This is a genomic window from Streptomyces sp. CA-288835 (genome assembly GCF_050936385.1).
Classification (GTDB): Bacteria; Actinomycetota; Actinomycetes; order Streptomycetales; family Streptomycetaceae; genus Streptomyces.
Genome location: NZ_JBNJMW010000001.1, coordinates 2,531,858 through 2,543,551, shown reverse-complemented (window position 1 = coordinate 2,543,551; position 11,694 = coordinate 2,531,858). Strand labels below are relative to the sequence as shown.

The window sequence follows — 11,694 nt, the reverse complement described above, 5'->3', positions numbered from 1 at the left end:
GGATCAGCTCCCGCTCTTCGAGGCGGAGGACGACTTCTGGTTGCGGTTGAACTCATTGGTGTAGAGGTCCGACAGCGTGACCTGGCCCTTCTTGATGTCACCGCGGTCGGCCAGCCAGTCGATCCACAGCTGGAGTTCCTTGCCGGTGATCAGGCCCGCCTTCTCGGCGACGCCGTAGGAGCGCCAGTACTTCAGGGGTGCGGTGTCCTCGTTGCGGCGGCGCTTCTTCACGATGTCCGTCATCCGGGCGATGACCTCTTCGTGTGGAGTGGAACGGGACCACTCGATGGCCCGCCCCACGGCGGTGACGAAGATCCGGGCCGTGTCGGAGTTCTGCTTCAGGAAGCGGTCCGTCATCACATACGTGCCGGCGCTGAACGCGCCGAGCAGTTGGTAGTCCGTGAACAGTGGGCGGATGCCGCCGGCTGCCAGAGCTTTGTCGCGCAGGATGCCGCCGAGTACGGCCACGTCGATTTGCTTCTGCCGCAGCGTCTGTTCGGTGTTGACCGGAGGCACCACGAGGGGCTCGACCTTGTCGATGTCCGCCCGGGACACACCGCCTCGCTGCAGGTAGATGTCGAGCATGGCCTCGGAGTGGGCTCCGAGGGTATTCATCCCGACCTTCTTGCCGAGCAGGTCCCGGGCCGAGCGGATGGGGCTGTCCTTGAGGACGTAGAAGCCGTTGTAGGCGTACTTGTCGGCGCCGTAGTAGCTGATGACGGCCTTGATGGGGGCGTTGTTCGCGGCCAGTTTGACGACCGCGCCGTTGAACGCGCCGCCGAAGTCGACCTGGCCCGTGGCCGCGGACTGGATGTCCTGCGGCCCGCTGATCGTGTTGCCGACCCACTTCAGCTTCACGTCCTCCAGATAGCCGAGATCCTCGGCCAGCTCCGGCAAGGTCACTTGGCCCGCCGAGCCCTGGTACCGGAGCGTCTTGGTCTGGCCCTTGCCGGAAGTGGCCCCGGCGGTCGTGCCGCAGCTCACAGCCACCGCAGAAAGACCGAGCAGGGAGAGGAACTGGCGTCGGGTCGATGCCGTAGTGGCCATGGAAAGGTCCTGTTCACGGGAATGGGGACTGAGGCGGAATTGATGGCATGAAGAAGCCATAGCCGAGAGGGGTGCTCGGTAATTGGGCACAAGCAAGGCGGATTCCGAAAGGGGCGTGAGACCCATCAGGAATGCCTCAAGAGGCCCATCAGGAATGCCTGCTGAAAATCAGTCGTCTACGCCGACAACGGTCGTGGTGGCCGACTGTGAAATTGGAGCGGGAGAGCGGCGCCTGTCAGGGCGTTCAGCGGCCGACGGCACAGATGGCGCTGGCCTGACGTCGCAGATCGACGTGCAGGCGCGCGGCGAGATTCTCGGACTTGCTCACACCCAAGACAGTTGCAGCGAAATCCGGCCAAGTCAATGCTGCCTGCGTGGTCGTCTCGTATTCTGAACCGCCCGACATATGAGTGAAGTACGGCGTTCACAATTGTCTGGATGCCGGGGCGCGTGATGAATGACGATCATGTCGAGTTCGCCGGAGAAAAGCCGCGTGGCAGCGCAAGCAAGAAGGTCAGACAGGCAGGACGAACGGAGGGTGCGCGCCGTTGAGGAAATAGTCTCCGATATCGCGGAGCCGGTGAGTGGCGGGCTCGTACAGGGTGTGAGTCCGGGCATTGCGCCAGAAGCGGTCGAAGCCCAGCCGCGAGGACGCGGAGCGGGTGCCGATGATGTCGAGGGCGCGGGAGGTCGACTCCTGTACGGCCCTGGATGCGGCGGCTTCGGCCATGGCCACGAGGACGGAGATCTCCGCGTACTCGTCGTAGGTGAGGTCTTCACCGCGTGCCAGCCCGCCCTGCACGGCTGCCAGTGCTTGATCGGCGAGCGCGGACGCTGAGCGGGTGAGAAGTGTGAGTTCTCCGTAGACGCTCAGCACATGGGGGTCCTGGGGAGAGCCGACGGGCCAGGCGGGGTGCCAGGGTGAGTGGCCGGCCCTGCTGTACTCCCGGGCTTCGGCGAGCACTCCCTCGGCCATGCCGAGACAGAGCTGGACGGAGAGAAGACGCCCGACCGGCGATACCAGAGCTGCCAGGGGCGACAGGACGTCCTCGTCCGCGGACAGGGAACCGAGTACGTCGTCGGCACGGACCCGGACGGCGTCGAACTCCACGCTGCCGCCGGCCGCGAGCCGTTGGCCGAAAGTGTCGGTGTCGCCGTCGATCACGACGCCGTGACGGGCGGGATCGACAGCGATGGCGAGTGGTTCGCCGGTGTCGGCCCGTACGGCCCGCACGGCGAGGCGGTCGGCGACCAGGACCCCGGTTGCGTAGGTCTGCCGGCCATTCAGCACAAAGCCACCGGCAGTCTTGGCCAGCGTCAGAGGCGGTTCCTGATGGGCGAAGCCGCCGCCCCAGCACCACTGCTCCGCCGCGGACCGCTGCGCGACCTGAGTGGCGAGGGAGGGCTCGGCGAAGAACCGGGCGCTCCACGACAGGAAGTAGTGACAGCCGAGCAGTTGACCGATCGCTCCGTCGGCCGCGGCGACCTCCCGGACGACGGCGTAGGCCGTGGGCCAGTCCGCACCGCCTCCCCCGAACTCGGCCGGTACGAGGAGCGTCAGCAGTCCCGACTCACGCAGCCGGGACACCTCGTCGAACGGGACCTTGCCCGCCTGCTCCCTGGCCACCGCGTCCGTGGCCAGGTCGTCCGCCGCCTCGCGTGCCACGCGCAGCCAGTGCGCACGGCCGGGCCCGGTCCGGTCGGATTCCGAGGCGGGGCCGGACGGAGCAGTGGCAACGCCCATGGCGGTGGTCCCTCAAGGTCGGTGGCAAGGTGCGGAGTTGGGGCTCTGCTGGTCGGGCACGTACTTGTAGCCCATGCGCCGTACGGTGATGATCCGGTGCCGGTGAGCCTTGCCCAGCTTGCGGCGCAGCCGCGCGATGTGGACATCCACGGTGCGGCCGTCACCGATGTGGCCGTAGCCCCAGATGCCGGCCATCAACTGCTCTCGCGAATGCACCTGGTGGGGATGCTGTACGAGATGGGCCAGCAGCCCGAACTCCAGGTAGGTCAGGTCGAGTTCGCGTCCGTCTACTTCTGCGACATGTCGCGCCGAATCGATACTGATGACACCGCCTCCTGTCTGCTGCACGGGAGGTGAGTCCGTGTAGGCGACCCGTCGGATCTCCGGCCGCGTCACGTCCTTGGCGAAGAGCCGGGTGGGATCGGTGCCCTCGGGGACGAGGATGAGATAGCCGACGAGGGGAGCGGAGCCGTTTCCCTCGTCGCCGTCCTGTGCGGTGTCGTCCACGAGGCGGAGATGGCGCATGTCGGGGAGTAGCGAATCCGGGGGAGCGGCCTGGGCCGGAGCTGCCGTGGTCATGGCGGTCGTCCTTCAGAAGTACGTCGGCGCGGTGGGTGGTGGCGCCTGATCACCTGGGATGAGAGAGAAGGAGCGGATGCGGCACACGCGCGAGGTGCGCGCCGCGTGCCTTACACGCGACAGCAGGCGGCGCTGACGACGTGACCAAAGTCGACATGCCGACGACTGACGAGTCGTTGCTGCGTGTGGGACATGTGCATCATCCTGCGCGCCCACCGGACGGGGCGTCAATACTTCCCTAGTAAATCGATAGGAAATGTAGGGTACGTAACACCGCGGGTGGGCTCACCGGTCACTCCAACCGCCGGGATCCGGCGTCATCAAGGCCGGTCCGGCATACGAGCGCTGGTTGACGAAGTGCGAGATGTACTGCTCAATTAGTCGCATGGATGCCCATCAGCGCTTGGTCTCGCGCGACCACATCGACTTCGGTCGGGTGTGGTCTGCGGCGTGTTGCGCCTGACGCGGCAGCGGGCCGTCTGACCGGCCCTTTCCCTCCCTCGGCGACCCCCTCGCGGGCCGAGTTCTCCCTTCGCATCACCGACGCACGCGGGTGCTGATCCCGCGTACGGACACGGTCCTGCGAGCCCTGGCGCGCGCTGCCGCCGCCTCGATGTCCCGACGCCCCGGCGTCGTCTCGCACCCGAAAGTCCCCTGACTTCCCGTCACATACAGCCCTGCCAGAGGGCTGTTCCGTTCTGCCCGCGTGCGGCCACAGGCCCATAGCCCTGCCCTGGCCCCGCCCCAGCCCGTATGAAAGGCATACCCATGCCCGTGGAGTTCCTCGGCATCGCCGCGACCAACAACGGCTCCGAAACCACCCCGCGCTCCGGCGCCGCCTTCGACAAGGAGTACACGCTCCGGCTCGCCCGGGCGCACGAGGACCACGGCTGGGACCGGGTGCTGTTCGCGTACGGCTCCGGATCGCCGGACCCCGCGCCGGCCGCCGCGTACATCGCGAGCAGGCTGGACCGCCTCCAGATCCTGCTCGCCCACCGGCCCAACGTCTCGTATCCGACCTACGCCGCGAAGACCTTCGCCACCCTCGACCAGATCAGCGAGGGCCGCCTGACCGTGCACTTCATCACCGGCGGGAACGATCACGAACAGGGCCGCGAGGGCGACACCCTCACCAAGGACGAGCGTTACACCCGCACCCGCGAGTACATCCGGATCGTCAAGAAGATCTGGACCACCCACGAGCCCTTCGACCACGAGGGCGAGCACTACCGCTTCCACGACTTCGTCAGCGATGTCTTCCCCGTCCAACAGCCCCGCCCGAACGTGTCGTTCGGCGGTTCGTCGGCCGCCGCGTACGCCGCGGGAGGCGCCGAGGCCGACATCTACTGCCTGTGGGGCGAGCCCCTCGCGAAGACCGCCGAGCAGATCGAGCAGGTTAAGGCCGCCGCGAAGGCCGCGGGCCGTACCGACGTTCCGCGTATCCAGGTGGCGTTCCGCCCGATCATCGCCCCGACCGAAGAGCTGGCCTGGGAGAAGGCCCACCGCACGGTCGGCGCGATCAAAGCCCGCAAGGAGAAGGGCGAGGCGATCACCAAGCGCCACAACGGGTCGGCACAGCCTCAAAACACCGGCTCACAGCGGCTGATCGCCATCGCCGAGGCGGGGGAGCGCTACGACCGCGCCCTGTGGACCCCGACCGCTGCCGCCACCGGGGGAGCGGGCAACTCCAACGCCCTCGTCGGAACCCCGGAGACCGTCGCCCAGGCGCTGCTCGATTACTACGACCTCGGTGCCGACATCCTCTCCGCCCGCGGCTACGACCTGCTGGACGACGCGATCGACTTCGGCCGGTACGTGATCCCGATCGTGCGCGAGGAGGTCGCCAGGCGCGACGCCGAGCGGGCGGCCCGTGGCACACAGACCCTCACGGCGGTGAACGGATGACCTCGGTCGCACAACCGCCGTCGCCAGCCACCGAGTTGACGTTCGTGCACGTGACCGTGGCCGACCGACGCGTCGAACCACTGCTCCGCGAACTCGGCGACGAGTACTCCTCCCGATACGGAAGGGACGCACACGCCGAACTCGCCCGCTATCCCGACGAGGAGTTCACCCCACCGCACGGCGGCGTACTCCTCCTGCTCCTGGAGCACGGTGAGCCGGTCGCGGGCGGCGCCTTCCGCCGGTACGACGCGACCACTGCCGAACTGAAGAGGATCTGGACGCACTCCGCCCACCGTCGGCGCGGCCTGGCCCGACGCGTCGTAGCCGAACTGGAGCGGGAGGCGACCGCCCGCGGCTACCGGCGCATCTACCTGACGACCGGTCCGCGCCAGCCCGAGGCCCGCGGTCTGTATCTGGCCGGCGGCTACACCCCGCTGTTCGACACAGAGGCCGACCCGGAGGCCATCGGCCCGCTGCCCTTCGAGAAGCACCTGCCGGCCGAAGCACGCACGTCGCAGATCAACCCGCCCGAGTACACCGAGAGTTGAGCAGGAACACCGCGATGGGACTCACCACCGATTCCACCTCCGCGCCACCCGGCGCGGACTCCCCGGGCACCGGCATCGAAGCCCTGCCCGCCCCCGACGATCCGGCTTCGCTCAAGGTCGTCCCCGCCCGCCACTACGCCCGGTGGGTGGCGGCCGTCGCCGTGATCGTGCTGGTCGCCCAGTTCGTGCACGGGCTGGCCACCAACCCCGTATGGGAGTGGCACGTATTCCGCGACTACGTCCTGTCCGAGACGATCGTCCAGGCGGTGTGGGTGACCCTCCAGCTCACCGCCTACGCCACCGTGCTGGGCTTCCTCCTGGGGACGGTCCTCGCCTTCATGCGGCTGTCACGCAGTCCCGTGCTGCAGACCGTCGCCTGGACCTACATCTGGATCTTCCGGTCCATCCCGATGATCGTCCAGCTGGTGTTCTGGTTCAACCTGAGCGCGCTGTACGAGTCGTTGGGCGTCGGCATCCCCTTCGGCCCGGTGTTCTGGTCCGTCGACAGCAACAGCCTCATCGGCACCATCGGCGCCGCCATCATCGGGCTGACGCTGCACCAGGCCGCGTACGCCGCCGAGATCGTCCGCGGTGGCGTCATCGCCGTCGACCAAGGACAGCTGGAGGCCGCCGCGGCGCTGGGCATCCCCCGGCTGCGGCAGATCCGCCGGATCGTGCTGCCGCAGGCCATGCGCGCCATCCTGCCCACGGCCGGCAACGAGATCATCGGCCTGCTCAAGGGCACCTCGGTGGTCTACGTCATGGCGATCGGCGAGCTGTTCTACCAGGTGACGGTCATCTACGGCCGTAACGGCCGGGTGATCCCGCTGCTGCTGGTCGCCACCGCCTGGTACGTGGTCCTCACCTCGCTGCTGTCGGTCGCGCAGTACTACGTGGAGCGGCGTTACGCACGAGGGGCCAAGCGTGCGCTGCCGCCCACCCCGTTCCAGCGCGCCCGTCGCTTCGTGACCACCCAACGACTCCTGGCCGCCCGGCAATTGACGGAGAAGACATGAATGACGTCATGGTCGACGTCCAAGGCGTCCACAAGAGCTTCGGCCCGCTGGCAGTGCTGCGCGGCGTCGACCTTCGGGTCCGGGCCGGCGAGGTCACCGTGATCCTCGGTCCGTCCGGCTCCGGAAAGTCCACCCTGCTGCGGACCATCAACCACCTGGAGAAGGTCAACCGCGGCTGGATCAGCATCGACGGCGAGCTCATCGGCTACCGCCGCTCGGGCGGGAAGCTGCACGAGCTGAAGGAGAAGGACGTTCTGAAGCAGCGCACCCATATCGGGTTCGTCTTCCAGAACTTCAACCTCTTCCCGCACCTGACCGTGCTGGAGAACCTCGTCGAGGCACCGGTCTCCGCGCTGTGCCGCCCGCGCAAGGAGGCGGAGGAAACCGCCCGTCGGCTGCTCGACCGGGTGGGACTCGCCGACAAGACCGACGCCTATCCACGGCAGTTGTCCGGGGGCCAGCAGCAGCGCGTCGCCATCGCCCGGGCCCTCGCCCTCGAACCCAAGGTGCTGCTCTTCGACGAGCCCACTTCGGCGCTCGACCCGGAGCTGGTCGGTGAAGTCCTCGATGTCATCAAGGACTTGGCCCGCACCGGAACCACCATGATCGTCGTGAGCCACGAGATCGGCTTCGCCCGCGAGGTCGCCGACACCGTGGTGTTCATGGACGGCGGTGTCGTCGTGGAGCAGGGCCCGCCCGCCGCCGTACTGGACGCCCCGCGGCACGAGCGCACCCGCGCCTTCCTCTCCAAGGTCCTCTGACCACCCCTCAATCCCTTTCGGCACCTCAATCCCCTTTCTGTGCAAGGAGTACGACCGTGTCCCTCAACCTCACCCGCCGATCCACCGCAGTCGCGCTCGGACTCGTCTCCGCCCTGGTCCTCGCCGCCTGCGGCAACCCCTCGGACGGCGGAACCACCGAGGTCGCGGACAAGACCGGCTCGAAGACGAAGATCAACCTGAGCCCGGACCAGAACCGCGTCACCACCGGCAAGGTCGACTCCATCGCCGCCGAGCTCCCGGAGAAGATCCGTAAGAGAGGAACGCTGGAGCTCGTTCAGTCGTCCGGGAGCGCGGCGCCGCTGAACTTCCACGCCACCGACAACAAGACCCTCATCGGCGTCGAGCCCGACATCGCCCACCTCGTCGCCGATGTGCTCGGCCTCAAGCCGAAGTTCAACGCCGTCTCCTGGGAGAACATCTTCGTCGGCCTCGACAGCGCCAAGTACGACGCCGGCTTCAGCAACATCACCGTCACCGAGGAGCGCAAGGAGAAGTACGACTTCGCCACCTACCGCGAGGACAACCTGGGCTTCGAGGCGAAGACGGGCAGCGGCCTGAAGGTCACCGGGCCCAAGGACGTGGCCGGAAAGACCGTCGCCGTCCAGAGCGGCACCAACCAGGAGAAGCTGCTCGTCGAGTGGAGCAAGGAGAACGAGCGGGCCGGCCGGAAGCCGGTGGACATCAAGTACTACCAGAACGACAGCGACACCTACCTCGCCCTCCAGTCCGGCCGTATCGAGCTCTACCTCGGCCCCAACCCGACCGCCGCCTACCACGCGGCCACCACCGGGAAGACGGAGGTCGTCGGCACCTACTCCGGTGCCGGCTCGACCCTCCAGGGCCTCATCGCGGCCACCACGAAGAAGGACAGCGGCCTGGTCGAGCCGCTCGCCGCCGCGCTCGACGAAATCATCGACAACGGCACGTACGCCAAGGTGCTGAAGCGCTGGGGCCTGTCCGACGAGGCCGTGACCAAGTCCGAGATCAACCCGCCCGGCCTGCCCGACACCACCAAGTGACAGGACACGAGGTCATGCCCCGCGAACTCCACCTCGCCATCGAACTCAACGGGACCGGCGAACTCAACGGGACCGGCCACCACCCCGCCGACGCCGATCCCAGCGCAGCCCTGACAGCCGCCCACTGGACGGACCTGGTTCGTCTCGCCGAGCAGGGCGCCCTGGACTTCGTCACCGTCGGCGACCGCCTTGCGCCGCCACCTGACGGCGGGGGCGACCGCATTGCGCCGCCCCTCGACGGCAGCGGCGGCCGGCTCGACGCGGTGGCCGTACTGGCCCAAGTCGCCCTCGTGACCAGCCGGATCGGCCTTGTCCCGACCGTGAACACCACCCACACCGAGCCCTTCCGCACCTCCACCGCCCTCGCCGGCCTGGACATCGTCAGCGCGGGCCGGGCCGGCTGGCAGGCCGACGTCTCCACCACCGGCGCCCGCGCTGTGGGCCGCGTCTCCCGGGCATCCGCCGCCGAACTGTGGGCCGAGGCGGCCGACATCGCCGAGTTCGCCGCCCGGCTGTGGGACAGCTGGGCGGACGACGCGGAGGTACGGGACGCCACCACCGGCCGTTTCACCGACCCCGACCGGCTCCACCAAGTGGACGGCGACGGCCCGCACTTCGCGGCCCGCGGGCCGTCCATGGTTCCCCGCCCGCCGCAGGGACGGCCGCCCCTCGCCGTCGCCCTCGACGTGCACGACTCGGACGGGCAGTGGGAGTTGGCCGCAGGTCACGCCGACGTCGTACTGCTGGACGCCGACGAGCCGGTCACCGCCAGGCTTGCCCGCTCGGCGCTCCTGCACCGGACGGCGGAGGCCGGGCGTGATCCGGACGCGCTGCGGGTGCTGGTACGCGTCGCGGTCGATCTCGGCGGTGGAGCCGGGCCGCGACCACACTCACTCCCACCCGCCGACACGGTGCGCTTCACCGGCGCCGCCGCGGACCTCGCCGGACTGCTCGCCGACTGGCACGCGGCCGGCGGCGCCGACGGCTTCCACCTCCTTCCGGCCTCGGCCCCGGCCGATCTCCCCGCCGTGGTCCACGAACTCCTGCCGCCGCTGCGCGAGCGCGGAATCTTCCGCACCGGCTACACCGGCCGCACCCTCCGCGACCACCTCGGCCTGCCCCACCCTGCTGACCGTGTCGCGCTCCGGCCGGACACAGCCCGATGACGCGCACGGCCCACTCGTACTCCTGAAAGGTCTCCCCATGTCCACCGTCCTCTCCGTCTCAGGAAGCCCCTCCGCCACCTCCCGCACCGCACGACTGCTGCGTCATCTGGACGACCGGCTCGTCGCGCAGGGGCACGAGGTGATCCCCCTGGACGTCCGTACCCTCCCCGCCGAGGCGCTGCTCGGGGCCGACTTCCGGCATCCGGCGATCGTCGAGGCCACGGCTTTGTTCGAGCGGGCGGACGGGGTGGTGATCGGCACCCCCGTCTACAAGGCCGCCTACTCCGGGCTGCTGAAGTCGCTGCTCGACCTGCTCCCGCAGTACGCGCTGGTGGGCAAGACCGTTCTTCCCCTGGCCACCGGCGGTACCACCGCCCATGTCCTGGCCATCGACTACGCCCTGCGCCCCGTGCTGAGTTCCATGGGGGCCGCGCACATCGTCCCGGGCTGGTTCACGCTCGACAAGGACATCGCGGTGGGCGACGACGGCACGCTGACCGTCGCGCCGGACTCGGCCGAGGCCCTGGCCCAGGTCACGGATCAGTTCTCCGCCGCGCTGGGCGGTCGTACGACGCTGCTGGCGGCCACCGGATGAGTTCCGCGGCCGTGTTCGGCGGCGCCGCCGAGGTCGTCGCAGGCGTCGCCGAACCGGCCGTGGACTTCCGGCACGGCCCGCTCTGACAAACGATCCCGACGCTCCTGATCGGAGACCCCACGTGTCCCTCACCTTCCACTGGTTCCTGCCCACCAACGGCGACAGCCGCCACGTCGTCGGCGGCGGCCACGGCACCCCGGCCACCGCCTTCGGACGGAACCGGCCGCCGACCGTCGCCTACCTGAGCCAGATCGCCCGCGCCGCCGAGGACCTCGGCTTCGTCGGGGCGCTCACCCCGACCGGCGCCTGGTGCGAGGACGCCTGGCTGACGACGGCGATGGTCTCCCAGGCGAGCGAACGCCTGAAGTTCCTGGTCGCCTTCCGGCCCGGCTTCGTCTCGCCCACGCTCGCCGCCCAGATGGCGTCCACCTTCCAGCGGCAGAGCGGCGGACGGCTCCTGCTCAACGTCGTCACCGGCGGCGAGAGCCACGAGCAGCGCGCCTACGGCGACTTCCTCGACAAGGATGCCCGCTACCGTCGTACCGGCGAATTCCTGCAGATCGTCCGGGAGTTGTGGCAGGGCAAGACCGTCGACCTGTCGGGCGAGCACCTCCAGGTCGAGGACGCCACGCTGGCCCGGTTGCCCGACCCGGTCCCCGAGGTGTACTTCGGTGGCTCCTCGCCCATCGCCGGCGAGGTCGCCGCGCGGCATGCGGACGTCTACCTCACCTGGGGCGAGCCCCCTGCCGCCGTCGCCGAGAAGATCGCCTGGATCCGGGCACTGGCCGAGAAGGAGGGCCGCAGTATCCGCTTCGGCATCCGCCTGCACGTCATCACCCGCGACACCGCCGAGCAGGCGTGGGCCGAGGCCCGGCGGCTGCTGGACGGCTTCGACGCGGAGACCGTACGGGCCGTGCAGGCGGGTCTGGCCCGCAGCGCGTCCGAGGGACAGCGGCGCATGCTGGCCCTGCATGGCGGCAGCCGGGACGACCTGGAGGTCTATCCCAACCTGTGGGCCGGGATCGGCCTTGTGCGGGGCGGCGCCGGCACGGCACTGGTCGGCAGCCATGACGAGGTCGCCGAGCGGATCGTCGAGTACCACCGGCTCGGCATCGACGAGTTCGTGCTCTCCGGCTACCCGCACCTGGAAGAGGCGTACTGGTTCGGCGAGGGCGTGCTGCCCCGGCTGGCCGAGCAGGGCCTGTGGACCCACCCGGTCCAACCGGCGCCGGGAAAGACGGCAAGGCCCTCTTGACGTGGCACGCAGGCCGCCTGAAACTCCAATCAGGTATC

The 11,694-nt window shown here is 69.0% G+C and carries 11 protein-coding genes; 8 read left to right on the top strand and 3 right to left on the bottom strand.

What is annotated here, in order from left to right:
* Positions 1 to 3 precede the first annotated feature (3 nt).
* The 3 genes from ACQEVY_RS11475 to ACQEVY_RS11465 form a co-directional block, all read right to left on the bottom strand.
* The gene (locus ACQEVY_RS11475; protein WP_432947463.1) at positions 4 to 1,047 is read right to left on the bottom strand and encodes an ABC transporter substrate-binding protein; all 1,044 of its coding nucleotides are present in this window, start codon (positions 1,045 to 1,047) and stop codon (positions 4 to 6) included.
* 514 nt (positions 1,048 to 1,561) lie between these two features.
* Positions 1,562 to 2,791, bottom strand: a complete 1,230-nt coding sequence (locus tag ACQEVY_RS11470; protein WP_432947461.1) for an acyl-CoA dehydrogenase family protein — start codon at positions 2,789 to 2,791, stop codon at positions 1,562 to 1,564.
* A gap of 12 nt (positions 2,792 to 2,803) precedes the next feature.
* On the bottom strand, positions 2,804 to 3,370 hold the full coding sequence (locus ACQEVY_RS11465; protein WP_432947459.1) for a winged helix-turn-helix domain-containing protein: 567 nt from the start codon (positions 3,368 to 3,370) through the stop codon (positions 2,804 to 2,806).
* 768 nt (positions 3,371 to 4,138) lie between these two features.
* Here ACQEVY_RS11465 and ACQEVY_RS11460 point away from each other — a divergent pair.
* The 8 genes from ACQEVY_RS11460 (at position 4,139) to ACQEVY_RS11425 (ending at position 11,656) form a co-directional block, all read left to right on the top strand.
* Positions 4,139 to 5,275: an LLM class flavin-dependent oxidoreductase gene (locus ACQEVY_RS11460; protein WP_432947457.1), complete on the top strand. Its 1,137-nt coding sequence runs from the start codon at positions 4,139 to 4,141 to the stop codon at positions 5,273 to 5,275.
* A complete protein-coding gene (locus tag ACQEVY_RS11455; RefSeq protein WP_432947455.1) occupies positions 5,272 to 5,823 on the top strand; it encodes a GNAT family N-acetyltransferase in 552 nt (183 codons plus the stop codon). Before ACQEVY_RS11460 ends, ACQEVY_RS11455 begins: the two co-directional genes overlap by 4 nt.
* 14 nt (positions 5,824 to 5,837) lie before the next feature.
* Positions 5,838 to 6,839 (top strand): amino acid ABC transporter permease, encoded by a 1,002-nt coding sequence (locus ACQEVY_RS11450; protein ID WP_432947453.1) that lies wholly within the window; start codon positions 5,838 to 5,840, stop codon positions 6,837 to 6,839.
* Entirely contained in the window at positions 6,836 to 7,600 is a 765-nt protein-coding gene (locus tag ACQEVY_RS11445; protein ID WP_432947451.1) for an amino acid ABC transporter ATP-binding protein, read from the top strand. Before ACQEVY_RS11450 ends, ACQEVY_RS11445 begins: the two co-directional genes overlap by 4 nt.
* Before the next feature lie 56 nt (positions 7,601 to 7,656).
* Positions 7,657 to 8,640, top strand: a complete 984-nt coding sequence (locus tag ACQEVY_RS11440; protein ID WP_432947449.1) for an ABC transporter substrate-binding protein — start codon at positions 7,657 to 7,659, stop codon at positions 8,638 to 8,640.
* A gap of 14 nt (positions 8,641 to 8,654) precedes the next feature.
* Positions 8,655 to 9,806, top strand: a complete 1,152-nt coding sequence (locus ACQEVY_RS11435) for an LLM class flavin-dependent oxidoreductase (protein WP_432947447.1) — start codon at positions 8,655 to 8,657, stop codon at positions 9,804 to 9,806.
* Between the two features lie 37 nt (positions 9,807 to 9,843).
* A complete protein-coding gene (gene ssuE / locus ACQEVY_RS11430) occupies positions 9,844 to 10,401 on the top strand; it encodes an NADPH-dependent FMN reductase (RefSeq protein WP_432947445.1) in 558 nt (185 codons plus the stop codon).
* A 121-nt stretch (positions 10,402 to 10,522) separates the two neighbouring features.
* A complete protein-coding gene (locus tag ACQEVY_RS11425; protein WP_432947443.1) occupies positions 10,523 to 11,656 on the top strand; it encodes an LLM class flavin-dependent oxidoreductase in 1,134 nt (377 codons plus the stop codon).
* Positions 11,657 to 11,694: the final 38 nt, after the last annotated feature.